A 16,816-nucleotide genomic window follows, 5' to 3' on the forward strand; every position below is an offset into this window, starting at 1 on the left:
AAGGACGGGCAATCTGCCGGATTCGACGCCGCTCGTCCGTCGTTGGAAGGTCGACATGAGAGCAGTGAAATTCGCCGGCGCAGCTTTGGCCGCCGTCATCGTCGTGATCGCACTCCTGCTGGTGATCGGGATCCCCTCGGGCTTCCTGACTGCGACGATTGCCTCGCGCGTCGAGCAGGCCAGCGGCTATCGCCTGTCGATCGACGGCACCACCAAGATCAGCCTGTGGCCGACGCTGAACGTTACGCTGAACGACCTCACGCTCCAGGACCCCAAGGACCGCAGCGGCATCACGCGCGTGACGATCGACAGCGTGCAGGCCGATATGTCGCTCGCAAGCGTGTGGTCGGGCCACCCGAAGATCAGCGAGATCGTCGTCACCCATCCGGTGCTGTACCAGCCGCTGCTGCGCGAGCGCCTGCCGAACGCCGATGCATCGCCGAAGCCGCTTGCGCTCGACATGGACGGCGCGACCATCGACCGCGTCAAGATCATCAACGGCGAAGTCGTATTCTCGCGGGTGCGCGATCGCGTCGACGGCCGCATCGGCGCGATTAATGCCGACGCCGTCATGGGCCGCGACCGCAAGGTCAATGTCGCCGGCACCGCGCGCGTCGGCGAGCACCCGACCAAGTTCGACATCAAGGCGACCACACCGGCGACGCCGGTCGAGCGGCAGACCATCCCGGTGGATTTTGCCATCGATATGCCCGACGTGCTGAAGTCTCAGCTCGCCGGCCACGCCGAGCTGCGGCTCAACGGCTCGGTCGTGATGGTCAACGGCGTCAACGGCACGCTCGGCGACGGCGCCTTCAACGGCTGGGCCTCGGTCGATATCGCGAGCAAGCCGCTGGTGAAGGTCGATCTCGACTTCCAGCGGCTCGCGATCCCTCTGGCGAAATCGCCTGACGGCGCGGCCGGACAGCCCTGGAGCGATGCGCCGATCGACGTGTCCGGACTCAATTATGTCGACGCGCAGATCAGGATCTCGGCCAACGAAGCCGTCATCGGCGACGCCCGTCTTGCGCCACTGGCGCTCGATGCAAAACTCGCCGGCGGTATCTTGAAGGTGGGCACCGCGAATCTCGGCGCCTATGGCGGCCAGGTTTCGGGCGAGGTGATTCTGGATGCGACCAGCGGTGCGCCGAGCTTTGCGATGCATTCCGACCTCCTCGGCGTGCGCGCGCTGCCGCTGCTGCAGGGCCTAGCCGAATTCGACCGGATCGACGGCAAGCTGCAAGCCAAGCTCGCTTTGCGCAGCGCCGGCACCAGCCAGCGCGCGCTGATGGCGAACATGCAGGGCACGGCCTTCGTCAGTTTCCAGGACGGCGCGATCCGCGGCATCAATGTCGCGCAGATGATCCGCTCGCTGACGTCGGGCACGCTCTCGGGCTGGCAGGACAGCCAGAACAGCAGCCAGGAGCAGAGCACCGACCTGTCGCAGCTCTCGGCGTCCTTCCGCATCGACAAGGGCCAGGCGGTGACGACCGATCTCAATCTGATCGGGCCGCTGGTGCGCGTCACCGGCGCCGGCACCATCGCGCTCGACACCAAGATGATGGGTTTTCGCGTCGAGCCGAAACTGGTGATGACGACCGAAGGCCAGGGCCGCACCTCCGATCCCGTCGGCTTCGGCATTCCCGTGATGATTACCGGCGCGTGGTCGCAGCCGCGGATCTATCCTGACATGGCCGGCATGCTCGACAATCCCGATGCCGCCTATGCGAAGCTGCGCGAGATGGGCAAGGGCCTGTTCGGACCTGACGGCGCCGGGCTCGGCAACATCCTGAACAGTTTTGGCCTCGGCGGCGCTGCCGCGCCCGGTGGCGGCAACGCGACCGGCAATGCCAATCCGCAAGCCCAGCAGCCGGGGCAAGGACAAGGGCCGAACAATCCGCTCGGCGGCCAGCTTGGCGAGGCGATCGGCAATCTGATCCAGCAGGGGCTCTCGAGCGGCGCCGGAAACGGCGCCGCCCGCAGCCGCAGCCTGCCAGGCAGCCCGGCCACACCGGCCCCCCAGGCTTCGCCGACCCCTCCGACCCAGGACCCGCCCGAGGCGCAGCAGGACAGCCAGCCGATGAACGACGTAATGCGGCAGCTGTTTAATCGGTGATTGGCAGACCAAGGCGGCGAACTCCGCGCGCAGCCTTACACCGCCTCGTCACACGGTTCTTCCTCCGAACGGAGGAGACGGCCTGCCAGCTGCGACGATTGACCACCCTGCCAGCCGCCACCCACGTCCCCTGCGGGTAACCACACCCGCCCCTTGACTGGCCCCCTGCCGGTCCAAAGGCCCAAATTGTGGTAGAACAGCCGCGGGGCCTGTACGGCCCGTAGCGCCGGCGTCGGTCGCCGCGCGAGAGGATCCGGATGGCGGGAGCGAAAGACAAGACCTGGTTTCTGCGCGAGGGCCTGTTCGCCAAATATGTCGTCTCCCTCGTCGGCCTCGTCGTGTTCGTGCTCGCCGTCAACGGCGCGATGGAGACCTGGATCTCCTATCGCGCCACCAAGACCTCGCTGACCGACGGGCTCGAGGACAAGGCGCAGGCCGCCGCAAGGCGCATGGAGCAATCCGTCTCCGAGCTCGAACGCCAGATCAGCTGGGTGACGACGGCAAGCCGGGACACGCTGGAGAAGCGCCGCGCCGATTACGCCCAGCTACTGCAGCAGGTCTCCGTCGTCTCCCAGCTGTTCCAGCTCAACGGCGACGGCCACGAGGTGCTGCGCGTCTCGCGCCAGTCGACCACGACCGGCAGCAATGCCGACCTCGCCCGCGACATGCGCTTCACCGATGCGGTGGCGCGCGGGGTCAGCTATTCCGCGGCGAGCTTCGTCGATCAGAAGCCGGTGATGTCGATCTCGGTGGCGCATTCCGGTTTCAATGCCGGCGTCACGGTCGCCGAGATCGATCTCAGCTTCCTCTCCGACCTCCTGTCCGACGCCCAGGTCGGCAAGGCCGCCTTCGCCTATGCGGTCGACGCTCGCGGTCGCGTGCTGGCGGCCTCGTCGAAGGGGCCCGATGTCGGCAAGGATCTGTCGAAGCTGCCGCAGGTCGCGGCTGCGATCGCGCCCGGCCGCGAGCCCGAGACATCAGGCACCGACTTCAACGGCCATTCTGTTTTGACTGCCGCGAGCACCGTACCAAAACTCGGCTGGAGCGTGCTGTTCGAGCAGCCGACCGTGCAGGCGCTGACGCCGATCCGCGACCAGCTCGTGCGCATCGCGCTGTTGATCGGCATGGGCCTGCTGGTCGCGATCCTCGCCGGCACGCTGCTGGCGCGCCGCATGATCATCCCGATCACGGCGCTGCGCGACGGCGCACACAAGCTCGGCGAAGGCGACTTCAGCCATCGCATCGACGTGCACACTTCCGACGAGCTGGAAGAGCTCGCCGGCCAGTTCAACCGCATGGCCGGCCAGCTCCAGGAGACCTACACGGACCTCGAAACGAAAGTCGAAGCGCGCACCCGCGACCTCGCGCAGTCGATCAACGAGCTGAAGGTGCTGGAAGAGGTCGGCCGCGCGGTCGCCTCCTCGCTCGACCTCAATGCCGTGCTGCCGACCATCGCCGCCCGCGCGCTGGAGATCAGCCACGCCGATGCGGTGCTGATCTACGGCTATGATGCCGAACGACATCGCTTCAATCTGGTCGAGGCCGACGGCATCGACAAATCGGCCGAGGGCACCCACGTCACGATCGACGAAGGCGAGAACATTTTGAGCGAGGCCGCCGCGCGCGGCGAGCCGATCGCGATTGCCGATATCGATCACGCCGCCGGACAGCCGCTGCGCGACGTCGCGGTCGATGCCGGCTTCCATTCGGTGCTGGTGGTGCCGCTGGTCGACCAGCAGGGCACGCTCGGCTCGCTGGTGGTGCTGCGCCGTGCCAGCGGCGCGTTCGAGGGCAGCCTCACCGGCCTGATGCGCACCTTCGCCAACCAGGCGGTGCTGGCGATGCGCAACGCGCGCCTGTTCACCGAGGTCGACCACAAGAGCCATGCGCTCGAGACCGCGCACGAGACCGTGCGCGCCCAGGCCGACAAGCTGCGCGAGCAGACCGAGCAGCTGAAGGACTGGAACAAGTCGCTGGAGGAACGCGTCGAGACCCAGCTCAGTGAGATCGAGCGCATCCGCAAGCTCGAGCGATTCCTGGCGCCGCAGGTGGCGCAGCTGATCGCCTCCTCCGACAGCCCCGAGGGGCTGCTCACCAGCCAGCGCCGCGAAGTGACGGTGGTGTTCTGCGATTTGCGCGGCTTCACCGCGTTCACGGAAGCGACCGAGCCGGAAGAGGCAATGAACGTGCTGCGCGAATATCACGCAGCGCTCGGCAAGCTGATCTTCAAATACGAGGGCACGCTCGACAAATATGCCGGCGACGGCGTGATGATCCTGTTCAACGCGCCGATCCAGTTCGAGGACCACACCGCGCGTGCGGTGAAGATGGCGGTGGAGATGCGCGACACGATCGGCCCGCTGACCGAGCGGTGGCGCAACCGCGGGCATAGCCTGGGCTTCGGCATCGGCATCGCGCTCGGCTACGCCACGCTCGGCCAGGTCGGCTTCGAGCAGCGGCTGGAATACGCCGCGATCGGCAGCGTCACCAACCTCGCCTCCCGCCTCTGCGGCGAGGCGCTGGCCAACCAGATCGTGGTCAGCCGCCGCGTCTACGGCATGGTCGAACAATCCGTCGAAGCCCGCGCACTCGACGATCTCCAGCTCAAGGGTTTTAATCATCCCGTGCTGGCGATGGAGATTTTGTCGTGGCGCGATGACGAGGAGAGCGTCGTGGACGCCTCTGCTGCCCGACGGAGAGGGTGAGCTCCGACACAAACGTCGAAAACAACCCCATGCACGGTAGCCAAGGCACTGGTGACATGGCGAAATTTCTCCGCGTTTGCGGATTTAGCGAAATTTCCTTTGACACGTCGGGCAAAACACCGGCATGATGGCATCATCGGACGTTTGCGCCTGATCTCACCAAGCTCTGATGTGTTTTGAATCTGTGAGTTGCTGCCGCCCCGCTCAAGCGACTGCGCTGTCGTTGATCTCACGAATCGTGCTGACGAGACGGACGACCTTGGCTTCGTCGAACAGATGCTCGGGGCCTGTCGGCGCGATGGCGGTGAAGGGCGGTTCGTACAACAGCGACGGGTCCATCATGCCTTGGTCAGTCAGATGCTCTACCACCATGTTGATGAATTCGATTTGTGCGGCGGTCGCGGTGCCCGCGGCGATGAATCCACCGAATGCCTCGCTGACAGCAGCGCGATCAAGTCCTATGAGTGAGCGCACAAACCGTCCGAAGCCGTGGCTCGTCTCGCGCGCTCGCTCGATGTCGCCGGCTTCGCCAACGCCTGCGTCGAGAAGTAGCTTTTCGAGTTCGCTCAGGTCAGACGACGTCAGGGGTTTGCCCTGCCTCAATTTGTGCAGGACGATGTTGCTCTGATGCGCCCGCAGGAAGTGTCGCGCTTTGGTCTTGAAGCGAGCGAAGTCGGCTTCTCCGACTTGCGGGAGTTGGAGTTCAATGCCCTCCCCGATCTCATCCGCGAAGTTTGAATAGACCAGCGCCTTCTTGCCCTTCTCGATGTGTTGAACGAGATCGCGAAGGCGCAGGCGCACGAGCTCCAGGAGAGGCACCGTGACGCCCTCCCACCACTGGTCGGTCTGGATCTCCTCGATCAGTTCCGCGTGCTGCGCTATCGCTGGGATAGCTGTCTGCTCTTCCAGCGCTGACGCAATTTCGAGGAGCTGCTTGCGCAGCGTGTCGAAGCGCTTCGAACCTTTGAGCAACGCAAGTTCGAGCTGGAACATCAGGAGGTCGAAGCGCTTGGCGTCCTCGGTGCCGAGCATGTGGCCGGAGGGAAGCGGCGCGACCTCGTCGACTAGCTCTTTGCGCTTCTCTTCGTCGATGACTTCCCACGCCTTTGGTTCACGGAATTTCTCAACGGAGCGGCGGTGCTGACGTACAATGAAATTGTCTTCATTCATTCCGCCAACAATGTCTTGCAACGTCTTTGCGGCGGACGCGCGAATGTCCGGTTCGCTCGGCGGCGCTTCGTCGCCCGCCCCATAGGGAGCCTGTTCGCCTGCGGCGAAGCCGCCCGCCTTGGCGTGCTTCTCGTCCAATGCCCGCACCAGATCGACCCGTCCCGCGAAGAGGCGCTCGGAGAGCGAGCGCGCCGCGCTCGCCTCCTTCAGTTCGGGGTTGGACGCCACTTGATGTCCCTTAATTCCCTTTTCTCCTCCCTCCAACACCGCGCCTTCTCCGGGCAGCTCTGACCATGCAGTTCGAGTTCGATTGGGACCCGGCGAAGGCGGACAGCAATCGGCGCAAGCATGGTGTCGCCTTCGAGTCGGCGATGGGCATTTTCGACGATCCACTGGCCCTGTCGCTGCTCGACAAAGAGTCTGGCGAAGGGGAGGAACGATGGGTTACCATGGGCCGGAACCCGGCTGGCCACCTGCTCCTTGTGGTACATACCTATGTCGAACTCTCCGCGGACCGGGCCTTGATCCGCATCATCTCGGCGCGCCACCCGACCCGCCGCGAGATCAAATCTTACGAAGATGGGTGATCCGATGAAGGACGAATACGATTTCTCGACCGCTGAGCGCGGCAAGTTCTTCCGGAAGGGCGCGCGCCTCGTGCCGCCCGTCCATCTGGAGCCGGACGTCCTGGCCTACCTCTCGGACCTGGCCGTCACCCAGGGGACCTCGCTGAACGACCTCGTGAACACGCTCCTCAAGGAAGATATCGAGCGGATCGACGCGGCCAAATAGCGGTCCCGAGGACGGCCATGGCGCGAAGGCAAGTCATCAACCCGTAGGGGTTGCATCCAGATCGGCCAGATGGAACGATACCCGAGTCAATGAGGCCTTCCGACTAGGCGGGCTGCTGACGAGGAGGGGGTATCGTCTTGCCCAACGGTGCGGTGATCCTGATTGCGTGTCACGAAGGAAGTGCGCTCCCTCTCCCGCTTGCGGGGGAGGGCTGGGGTGGGGGTGTACGGCCAGCGACCGGTGATCTTCTATTCGAACGGATACGAGCATTGGATTTGGGATGACACGCGCTATCCGCCGCGCCAGATCGGCGGGTTCTACAAGCGCGACGAACTGGAGCTTCTGATCCAGCGCCGCGCCAGCCGCAGATCGCTCGGCGCGGAGGCGATCAACCGAAAAATCGTCGAACGGCCCTATCAGCACCGGGCCATCCGCTCCATCGCCAAACATTTCGAGGAGGATGGCGAGCGCAAGGCGCTTCTCGTCATGGCGACCGGCTCCGGCAAGACGCGGACCGTGATCGCGCTGGTCGATCTCCTGATGCGCGCCGGCTGGGTCAAGCGCCGAACGATTTCCTTCGATTAACGAAATTGTCTCATCATAGAGCCTTTGGGTCCCGAAATCTGGCAGCAATATTGGAATCGTTGCCATTTCCTTTGCATTGATGTTTGCCATCCCGACAATGCTTTTCGCCATCCCCCTAAGAGTCGCCTTCCCATGGCTGGAGTTTAGGTAGCCGGAGATGTAGTGCGGACTAACGCCGCTCTTTGGTCGCGCACGGACAAGATAGCCAGCAAAAGCGAACGGCTCATCTCGTTCATAGACGGCAGTTTTTCCAACGAGTTCCGCACTGTTGGTCCGATTGAAAAGTATATCGCCGCGCCTCACCGTAAACTTTTCGACGTCCCGCTCGCTCAGATCGATGTATTTGAGGTCTTCAAAGTCCATCCTTCCTCGGTCGGTTATATTTCCCATCCTCAAAATCGGGTACTTGCCCTTCTCACCTGCTTTCTGGCTAGTGCCGTATTGAGTATCATCGAGGAGATCGGCCACCCGCCCCCGTTTCCAAGCCTTGGGGTTAGCTTCCGGGCTACCAAAGATATCCAGAAATATCGACTGCGACAGGTTGGCAAGCAGCTCGATCCCGCGCTTTCGCTTGCGGCAATACACCGGATGGTAATTTCACGATGCCATCGAGCCTGTGGTCCTCGACCAGCATTTTTCGGATCGCCTTGTGCGCAATGGACGACCCGAACAGCACGCCATCCGGCACGATCACGGCCGCGCGACCGCCCGGCTTCAACAGCTTCAGGAACAGCGCCATGAACAGAAGCTCAGTCTTCTTGGTCTTGACAATCGCGAGCAGATCTTTGGCCGTCGTCTCATAATCCAACGAGCCGGCAAACGGCGGATTGGCAAGCACCAGCGAATAGCGATCTTCGTCGGCGGCATGCTCCTGCGACAGCGAGTCCTTGTAGCGAATGTCCGGATCATCAACCCCATGCAGTGTCATGTTCATCGAGCCGATGCGCAGCATCGTGCCGTCGAAATCGAAGCCGTGGAACATCTCCTTGTTGAAATGGTCGCGGCTTGCCTGATCGTGAAACAGCTTCGGATGGTTGTCGCGGAGGTATTCGCCGGCCGAGACCAGAAATCCGCAGGTGCCGCAGGCGGGATCGCAGATCACGTCCTTCGGCGTCGGCGCGGTCATCTCCACCATCAGCGCGATGATGTGGCGCGGCGTGCGGAACTGGCCGTTCTGGCCGGCGGTCGCGATCTTGCCGAGCATGTATTCGTAGAGGTCGCCCTTGGTGTCGCGGTCCTCCATCGGGATATCGGCGAGGAGATCGACGACCTTGGCGAGCAGCGCCGGCGTCGGAATGGTAAAGCGCGCGCCCTTCATGTGGGTGGCGTGTGCGGTGCCCTCCTCCGCCATGGTGCGCAGGAACGGGAAGACATGCTCGGAGACGATGGCAAACATCGTCGCGGGGTCCTGGTTCTTCAGCCGCGACCAGCGCATTTCCTCATAGGCGACACCGCCGCCCTTGCCGACATCATCCTTGCCTTTGGGGAAGATGCGCCGCTCCATTGGCTTGCCGAGGCGGTTGGCCTTGTTCTCCTCGCGGGTATGCGCCTCGTCGAGGCCGCGAATGAAGAGGAGATAGGTGATTTGCTCGATCACCTCGATCGGATTGGCGATGCCGCCTGCCCAGAAAGCGTTCCAGACATTGTCGATTTTGGAACGGAGTTCGCCTGTGAGCATTCCCTGCCTCGATTTGCGCTTGCCGGAGGTTGCATTAGCAAATGAGGCGAGGGAAGCGAAGCGCGGCTTTGGTGGGGAGTGTGGAGGACTTATTCTCCCCGGGGTCGTCCCGGCGAACGCCGGGACCCATACCGCGTGATCTTTCGGTTGCGGAAGGTAACGGTACCGAACGACGAGTCTTCGCCAAATTTCTTCCTGGGGTTATGGGTCCCGGCCTTCGCCGGGACGACAACGGAGTTTGAGGCGACGGCGTTGCCGTCGACCTCGAAGGATATTCCTCCAACCCTCCCACGAACCACATCCCCCCTCCCCGCGACTAACCCTCGCCTCAACGGCGAGGCCGGACTTCGGATGGGAGAGACCCGTGGCGTTTGGCTTGCCTTCGCGTGCGTATGATTTGCAGATGCTGGATCGTCCCACTGAGCGGGCGCGCGACCATGGCTGGGTCTTTGGCCTGCCGCCGGGCATCGCGAGCGAGCAATGGCCGCTCGATCCCGTGACCGGATTTCCGCTGATGCACGGCTTTACGTTGAACCTGCCGGAGGATTACCGCGTGCATGGCGAGGACATCGTCGCGGTGTCGTTCTTTGCGACCGCGCCCGACCACAATGACGGCGGCGCGCCCGATGATCCCGAAATCCGCGAGGCGGTGGCGGCACGGCCCGCGCATCCGCGGCTGTCCCGCATGACCGACATTCTCGATTACGAATATGCCGCGCTGCTGCTGACGGCACGCGAATATGACGGCGCGTTTGCAACGCCACCGGCGCCGCTTGCACTTGCCACCGCCGACCGGCCGCGCTGGCTCGACGTCGGCGGCGCCAGCGCCTTCTTCGAGGCCGCCGCGCCTTACGCGAGGAAGATGTTCACCGCTCCGCCGCGCACCGATCTTACCGAGAACCGCGCGATTGCGCTCGCGCCGCGCGCTGATGATCCCAACGCCGGCAAAGGTCCGCAGGACGAACCTACCCGCCGCAACGCGCCGACCGGCTATCAGCCGCTTTACTACTATGTCGGCGGCGTGCCGAGTCGCGACAATTTCCGCCTGCACGATTGGGGCAAGGACCACGCCCCAAATCATCTCGGCGGCACCATGCGGCCCTGCCAGGCCGTGCCGGAGATGAGCCCGTTCTACATCGAGTTCGAGGAATACTTTGGCGGTTACAATTTCGGCGGCGGCAATGCGCAGCTTGATTTTGGGGACATGAAGTTCGACTGGGCGTGCGGGTAGATCGCTTTTCTCTCCGCCGCTCTTAGCCCATCCCGCCGATTCCGCTCAGGTCCCATAAGCATGGCAGCCACGAGACGATCGTGCTCGATCATCGGTGGCAGGCCTATTCGCAGGCCTCCGGCGGGCATTTCTTCAGCTAAAGCGGAATGTATTTTGGTTGAATCGATGCGAACCGAGAGCTCAGATCACCTCTCCCGTAGGGAGAGGTCGGATCGCATCGAAGATGCGGTCCGGGTGAGGGGTTCTGGTCTCACTGGGTGCCGCGGCCCCTCACCCGGACGCCGATCGAACCTGACTCCATCGCGCTCTCGCGCGTGTCGGGATGAGACTCACCTAGCGCCACAACGGCGGTGCGCCCCTCCCCCTTGCGGGTCACGGCAAGGGGGGTAAGCGCCCCGTCACTGCAGGGTCAAAAACTCCACCCAGTTCGGCTTCTTGCCGGTGGCGTAGGATTTCAGCTTGCTGAGTGCGCCGCTGCTCTGGTCGATGGCGTAGACGGTCATGCCGTCGGACAGCTCGCCGACTGCGGCGAGGTAGCGGCCGGTCGGATCGACGTTGAAGCCGCGCGGCTGCTTCTCGGTCGGCACGCTGCCGACCGTGGTCAGCTTGCCGCTTGATGCGTCGACCTTGTAGGCGGTGAGCGTGTTGGTGGTGCGCTCGGAGGCATAGAGGAAGCGGCCGTCCGGGGTGATGTGGATGTCGGCGGCCCAAGGCTTTTGACCAGAGTCTTTTCCGGAAAAACCCTCAGGCAGCGCGGTGGTGCGCTGGATCTCGGACCACACCCCGCTCCTGGCTTCATAGCTGTAGGCTGCGACGTCGCCGTTCAGCTCGTGGATGAGATAGACGAACTTGCCGTTGGGATGGAACACGAAGTGCCGCGGCCCGGATTTCTCCGGCGTCTTGATCGACGGCGGATCGCTCGGCGTCAGCGTGCCCGAAGCCGCATCGAACGCAAAGCTCAACACCTGGTCGGAGCCGAGATTGGTCGCGAACACAAAACGGTTGTCGGGCGCGGGCAGGAAGGCGTGTGCGTTCAGCCCGGTCGGGATCACCTGCTTCGGCTCGCCGACAACGCCGTTCGCCTGCAGCGGATTCAGCGCGACCTTGTTGCCGCCATAGGAGGCGCTGAACAGCACCTTGCCGCCGCGATCGGTGACGATGTTGGCCATGCTGTCGGCGAGCGGCCCGTTGCCGATATGGCTGAGGAGACCCGTTTTGGGATCGATCGCAAAGCTCACCGCGAGGAACGGCTGCGAGCGGACGCCCGCGATCAGGACGCGATGGTCGGGCGTGATCGCGAGCGGCGTCGAGGAGCCCGGCTTTTCCACGCCGGTGAAGGCGGCGGTCTGCACCGGCGTCATCTCGCCGCTCTCGGCGAGCTTGAACACGCTGATGTCGTTGCTGTCGGCATTGCCGACATAGGCGAAGGTTTCGGCCATGCCGGCACGGACTCCCAGGATGAGGGCAAGAGCAGTGAAGAGTGTGGTGGCGATCGCCGCGCGGGGTGCGGGGCGTGTCGGTCTGATCATGGGCCGTCCTCCTTGAGCCGGTGTGGCTTGTCGTTTTGCGGCGGAGGATAGCGGCTGGTGTTCCCTTGCACCAAATTCCAATTGGGATTGATCGATGCTGAAATGGTATCGGTTCAGGTGCGAGAGCTACCGCACCGCGGCGGTCAGGTCGCGCGAGGGCAGATGCGTGCCGGCCGGATGGTCGGGCGGACCGAGCAAGGTCCAGACCGCGACGGCCACCAGAGCCGAGGTCAGGATGGTCCAGGCGACCAGTTGTTTGCGCATCAGGCCAGATCCGTCCGTCGAAGCTTCGGCCATCGTGCACTGCAAACGGCGACGACCCTATGAACTCGTTCACAGGGACCTTCGGTATGGCGATGTCGTGGCAAAGCGCCACACCGGTTAAACCGATCGCAAGGTCTTGCTGACAAACTCAGGAGACGTTGCGCTTCGCCTGCGCAAGCCGCAGGCACCCGGGCCGCATGATCGCGTGGGAACGGCAGCCGCGCCCTGCCGTTACCCCGGTCTCGCCGGTGAAGGACACCGAAACGGTGGCTGGCAAACGGAGGCTGGAAGTGTTTTGGATTTATTGGGACACCGCCTGGTCGCTCATCATCAGCGGTATCATGTTCACCACCATCGTCACGCATCCGGACGCCGAGTTCGTCGAGATCCAGGCCGCACGGCAGGGCAAATGAGCCTCCCCGCCGCCTGAGTGCTCCACGACCGTAGTTCAACTGATCCGGGCCGCGCGCCGGACGCGCCCGAGGGCGCATGTGGTGAACCAAATCTTAGGGGCGAGCCGGTATTTTTCGGCATCTTTTTCAGCGATCCGGCGCACCCCATGGCATTGTTCGGCAATCCCTCCATCCGCTCGGTTCTCGGCGCCATTATCGGCGTCCTTGGCCTATTCCTGATCGGGCAGCTCGCAACCGGACTTTTCGGTGCGATCGAGCGCAACGGCGCCGCACAGAAGGTCGAGCGCTTCGCCAGCACCGACCAGCAGCTTTTCACGGCCCTGCTCGGCTTCCGCATCGAGCGCGGCACCTTCCTGTCGGCGCTGGTTGCCGAAGAGCCGGCCGCCGCCAGTGCCGACGATCGGATCGCCACCAACCGGCAATTGTCGGAAACCGCCTATAAGAGCGTGCTCGAACGGCTCGATGGTGTATCCGATGCCCGTCTGACCGGTGCCCTGAGCAAGCTCGTTGCGCTCCATGATGCGCTTGTGCCGCTGCGGACGAAGGCCGAAGCCCTCATCCACCAGCCGAAGGCGGCACGCGATACGAAGGCGGCCGACGAGTTTCGCAAAGCAGCGCAGGACTATCTCGACTCCCTGTTCGTGCTGACCTCCGAGCTGGAGAACGCACTGAAACTGACCGATCCCGTGGTCGATCACCTGCTCGGGGTGAAGCAGTCGGCCTGGGCCGCGCGCAATTTCGGCGGCCTCGTCGCCATTCGCCTGGAAGCCGCGGGCGCCGCCGCAAAGCCCTGGACTGCCGTCGACATTGTCGGGGCGGCCGAGGATACCGGTCGTGCCAGGCAAGCCTGGAGCCAGGTGCTGGATGCGGCAGGCCGCACTGATGCCCCCGCGAACCTCATCGACGTGATCACGCGCTCGAAGCAGAGCGACGCCACCGCCATGATCGAGCGCCAGCAGGGCCTCATCAAGGCACTGAGCAACAACCAGACGATCGACATCAAGGGCGTGGAGCTCGCCAAGCTCAATACCGCCATCCTCAATTTCTACGTCGAGGCCGGCCACGCCGCGCTTGCCGAAATGGTCGCCCGCGCCGGTCGGCAGATGACGTCGGCGACATGGAGCCTGGCGCTCAATGGCGGGATGATGCTGGTCGCGCTCGCCATCACATTGTTCGGCTTCATCCTGGTGAACCGCCGCGTCAGCGCGCCGATCCGCAAGCTGACGCAGGCGATGCGCCGGCTTGCCGAGCGTGATTATGCGATCGAGCTCGCGGGCATCGAGCGCGGCGACGAGATCGGGGAAATGTCGCGCGCGGTGTCGGTGTTCAGGGAGAACATGATGACCGGCGATCGCCTCGCCGAGGAGCAATCGGCAGAGCAGGGCCGGAAAGAACGGCGCCAGCTCGCCGTCGACGGGCTGATCCAACAGTTCGAGAAGACCGTCACGGAATCGCTGCACACGCTGGCCTCGGCCTCCGGCGAGCTGAATGCCACCGCGCAGTCGATGTCGTCGACCGCCGAGCAGGGCTCGTCCAAGGCGGCCTCGGTCGCGAGCCTGTCGGGCGATGCCTCCTCCAACGTGCAGACGGTTGCGGCGGCCACGGAAGAGCTGTCGGCCTCGATCACCGAGATCAGCCGTCAGGTCGCGGAATCTTCCAGCATTGCGGGTGCCGCCGCCAGTGAAGCCGATCGCACCAATACCGAGGTGCAGGCGCTGGCCGATGCCGCCCAGCGCATCGGCGATGTCGTCGCGCTCATCACGGGCATTGCCGAGCAGACCAATCTGCTCGCGCTCAACGCCACCATCGAGGCGGCGCGCGCGGGCGACGCCGGTCGTGGTTTTGCGGTGGTCGCATCCGAGGTGAAGAACCTCGCCACCCAAACGGCGAAGGCGACCGAGGAAATCACCGGTCAGGTCGCTGCGATCCAGGGCGCGACCAAATCGTCGGTGACCGCGATCCAGTCGATCGGCACCACCATCCAGCGCGTCAACGAGATCGCGGCTGCCATCGCCGCCGCCGTCGAGGAGCAGGGCGCCGCAACGCGCGAGATCGCGCGCAACGTGCAGCAGGCCTCGCAAGGCACCAACGAAGTCTCGCGGCACATCTCCGGCGTGTCGCAGGCCGCAGGGCAAACGGGTGCTGCCGCCGGCGAAGTGCTGGATTCCGCCAAGATGCTGGCGCGCCTGTCGGACGATCTCAAGCGCGACGTCGACCGCTTCGTCGGCGATCTCCGGGCGGCGTAGTCGTTCGGGACTACTGCATCATCGCGGCCGCGATCTTCTCCGCCGACATCAACACCGGAAAATTGGTGTTGGCGCACGGCACCACCGGGAAGATCGAGGCGTCGACGACGCGCAGGCCCTGGATGCCTTTGACGCGGCCCTGGGCATCGACCACCGCCATGGGATCGCTGGCCAAGCCCATGCGGCATGAGCATGAGGCGTGCCAGACGCCGATGGTGGCCTTGCGCACGAAGGCTTCCAGCGCTTCGTCGTCGTTGATCACGTCATCGAAGGTAAAGCCTTCGACCACGAAATTGTCGATCAGGTAGTGGCGCAGCGCCGCCGGTCCATCCATCAGGGTCGCGGCGATCTGGGTCAAAATCCTGTTCCTGGTGTTGACCACGCCGATCTTGCGGACCTTGTCGGTATAGGCGGCCGGGAACGGCTTGTCGGTCACCGCCTTCACGATGTCGCTCATCTGAATGGCCGCCATCTTGCGGAAGCCGCTCATCAGCCGCTCGAGGTCGCGCCGGTCGGACAACAGGTTGAACTCGACGATCGGCTCGGCTCCCGGGTCGCGCGAGGCGAGCCTGACCTGTCCGGTCTCGGAATAGGTCTTGTTGACGAAGGTGAGCAGCGAGCCGATCTGCGTGCCGACCGCGTGCCAGGCCGATTTGCTGAGCACGATGACGAACATGTCGCCCTTCGGCACGCCCGGCAGCCCCGACGAGTAACGCAGGCCAAGCTGCATGTGGCGCCTGGTATGCTCGTTCATGCGCGCGCCGCGGCGGACGAACGACGACAGCGAGATCGAGGGATGATCCATCAGGCGCTGGCCGACGCCCGCGAGCCCCATCAGCACCGGAATGCCCATATCCTTGAGGTGGCCGACCGGGCCGATGCCGGCGCGCAGCAGATGCGCCGGCGAATGGATCGCGCCAGAGGAGAGAATGATCTCGCGTCCGCGGAATTCCTGCTCGCGCCCGTCGACGACAGCCTTCACGCCGACGCATTGCGTGCCTTCGAACAGCAGCTCTCTCACCTGCGTGTTGGTGGAGATCGTCAGGTTCGAACGCTTGCGAGTGTCGCGATCGAGATAGCCCATCGCGGCCGAGACGCGCTGCTCGGCCTGGTTGGAATGCGTCACCGGGAAATAGCCGTCGACGAACTCGCCGTTCTGGTCGGCGACGAAGGGATGGCCGGCTTGATCGAAGGCGTCGGCGAAAGCCTGCGAATGCCGGGTCCAGTGCTCGCGCGGAATGCGGCGGACTGGGATCCGGCCATCCTTGCCGTGATACGGTCCGTCGAAATCGAGGTCGCGCTCGACCTTCTTGAAGAACGGCAGCACGTCATTCCACGTCCAGCCCTCGGCGCCCCGCGCGTCCCATTCGTCGTAATCGGTCGGCGCGCCGCGATTGGCCATCTGGCCGTTGATCGAGGAGCCGCCGCCGAGCACGCGCGCCTGCTCGTATTTGCGCAACGGGGGACGGGCTTCGTTCGGATTGTTGTGGCTGACGACCTGGGTCGTGACCTTCAATTCCGTCCAGTGGAAGCGTGGATCGAAATAGGCGGTGCCCGGATAGCTGTCCCTGATTTCGGCCGGCTCGTTGCCGGGTGGTGTGTCCTGTCCGGCTTCGCACAGCAGGACCTTGTTGGCGCTCCTGGCGGAGAGCCGGTGGGCCAGCACGGACCCCGCCGAGCCGCCGCCCACGATAATGTAGTCGTACACGATTGGCGTTTCCTCTTGTTCTTGTCCCAAGAGGGTAGCGTGGTTTGATCGCGAGGTCACGCCGGCTGAATTTCGCCTAGCGGTTTGCCTTGAATACCTCCCAGCGCGCCTCCCGCTCCCCTCGGTATTTGAGGGCCTGCTCGGCGACCAGCTCTTCGCGACGCAACGGTCAGCTAGATTGTCCTTCACGGGCTACATCACGTTTTCTTCATCCGGCAGCGCTGCGGCGCGCCGCCACGGCACACGGCGATCATGAAAGACGGAGCGGCGAACACGATGCAAATTGGCCGGACTGGTACGCCGACCACATCATCCGCGAACGGACCGGCCGGAAATTGCCCGAATAGATTCCATGCACCCCGCCGCATGGCGGCTCAAGGAG

At 64.1% G+C, this 16,816-nt stretch carries 12 protein-coding genes and 2 pseudogenes; 8 read left to right on the forward strand and 6 right to left on the reverse strand.

Annotated features, from left to right (window positions below; translation table 11 throughout):
• Window positions 1-55: 55 nt before the first annotated feature.
• Window positions 56-2,113, forward strand: coding sequence for an AsmA family protein (locus tag V1280_RS28710; protein WP_334532111.1), 2,058 nt, complete (start codon window positions 56-58; stop codon window positions 2,111-2,113).
• Window positions 2,114-2,370: 257 nt separating this feature from the next.
• Window positions 2,371-4,818 carry an adenylate/guanylate cyclase domain-containing protein gene (locus V1280_RS28715; protein ID WP_334532114.1) on the forward strand — a complete coding sequence of 816 codons (2,448 nt, stop codon included), beginning with the start codon at window positions 2,371-2,373 and terminating at the stop codon, window positions 4,816-4,818.
• 204 nt (window positions 4,819-5,022) lie between these two features.
• Here V1280_RS28715 and V1280_RS28720 read toward each other — a convergent pair whose 3' ends face one another.
• Window positions 5,023-6,216, reverse strand: coding sequence for a type I restriction-modification enzyme R subunit C-terminal domain-containing protein (locus V1280_RS28720; RefSeq protein ID WP_334532117.1), 1,194 nt, complete (start codon window positions 6,214-6,216; stop codon window positions 5,023-5,025).
• Between the two features lie 65 nt (window positions 6,217-6,281).
• Between V1280_RS28720 and V1280_RS28725 the strand changes: the two genes are divergently transcribed.
• The 3 genes from V1280_RS28725 to V1280_RS28735 all read left to right on the forward strand — a co-directional run bounded on the left by V1280_RS28725 (window position 6,282) and on the right by V1280_RS28735 (window position 7,365).
• The gene (locus V1280_RS28725; protein WP_334532120.1) at window positions 6,282-6,575 is read left to right on the forward strand and encodes a BrnT family toxin; all 294 of its coding nucleotides are present in this window, start codon (window positions 6,282-6,284) and stop codon (window positions 6,573-6,575) included.
• Between the two features lie 4 nt (window positions 6,576-6,579).
• Complete coding sequence (locus tag V1280_RS28730; protein ID WP_334532123.1) at window positions 6,580-6,780, forward strand: hypothetical protein; 201 nt, start codon at window positions 6,580-6,582, stop codon at window positions 6,778-6,780.
• Between the two features lie 216 nt (window positions 6,781-6,996).
• Entirely contained in the window at window positions 6,997-7,365 is a 369-nt protein-coding gene (locus tag V1280_RS28735; protein WP_334532126.1) for a DEAD/DEAH box helicase family protein, read from the forward strand.
• Window positions 7,366-7,398: 33 nt separating this feature from the next.
• Here V1280_RS28735 and V1280_RS46900 read toward each other — a convergent pair.
• Both V1280_RS46900 and V1280_RS28740 read right to left on the reverse strand, forming a co-directional pair.
• A pseudogene (locus V1280_RS46900) lies at window positions 7,399-7,950 on the reverse strand (restriction endonuclease subunit S); the annotation flags it as partial.
• A pseudogene (locus V1280_RS28740) lies at window positions 7,946-9,043 on the reverse strand (type I restriction-modification system subunit M); the annotation flags it as partial. The pseudogenes V1280_RS28740 and V1280_RS46900, both read right to left, overlap by 5 nt.
• Window positions 9,044-9,446: 403 nt before the next feature.
• On the opposite strand from V1280_RS28740, the gene V1280_RS28745 reads away from it, so the two are divergent.
• Complete coding sequence (locus tag V1280_RS28745; RefSeq protein WP_334532129.1) at window positions 9,447-10,274, forward strand: hypothetical protein; 828 nt, start codon at window positions 9,447-9,449, stop codon at window positions 10,272-10,274.
• A 398-nt stretch (window positions 10,275-10,672) separates the two neighbouring features.
• Here the strand turns inward: V1280_RS28745 and V1280_RS28750 are convergent, their stop codons facing one another.
• Window positions 10,673-11,803, reverse strand: coding sequence for a lactonase family protein (locus tag V1280_RS28750; RefSeq protein ID WP_334532132.1), 1,131 nt, complete (start codon window positions 11,801-11,803; stop codon window positions 10,673-10,675).
• A 126-nt stretch (window positions 11,804-11,929) separates the two neighbouring features.
• Entirely contained in the window at window positions 11,930-12,067 is a 138-nt protein-coding gene (locus tag V1280_RS28755) for a hypothetical protein (protein WP_334532135.1), read from the reverse strand.
• Between the two features lie 197 nt (window positions 12,068-12,264).
• On the opposite strand from V1280_RS28755, the gene V1280_RS28760 reads away from it, so the two are divergent.
• The gene (locus tag V1280_RS28760) at window positions 12,265-12,480 is read left to right on the forward strand and encodes a hypothetical protein (protein ID WP_334532138.1); all 216 of its coding nucleotides are present in this window, start codon (window positions 12,265-12,267) and stop codon (window positions 12,478-12,480) included.
• Between the two features lie 146 nt (window positions 12,481-12,626).
• Window positions 12,627-14,726 (forward strand): methyl-accepting chemotaxis protein, encoded by a 2,100-nt coding sequence (locus V1280_RS28765; protein WP_334532141.1) that lies wholly within the window; start codon window positions 12,627-12,629, stop codon window positions 14,724-14,726.
• Between the two features lie 10 nt (window positions 14,727-14,736).
• Here the strand turns inward: V1280_RS28765 and V1280_RS28770 are convergent, their stop codons facing one another.
• Window positions 14,737-16,434, reverse strand: coding sequence for a GMC family oxidoreductase (locus V1280_RS28770; RefSeq protein ID WP_334532144.1), 1,698 nt, complete (start codon window positions 16,432-16,434; stop codon window positions 14,737-14,739).
• Window positions 16,435-16,816: the final 382 nt, after the last annotated feature.

The organism is Bradyrhizobium sp. AZCC 2230, from assembly GCF_036924495.1.
Lineage (GTDB): Bacteria > Pseudomonadota > Alphaproteobacteria > Rhizobiales > Xanthobacteraceae > Bradyrhizobium > Bradyrhizobium rifense.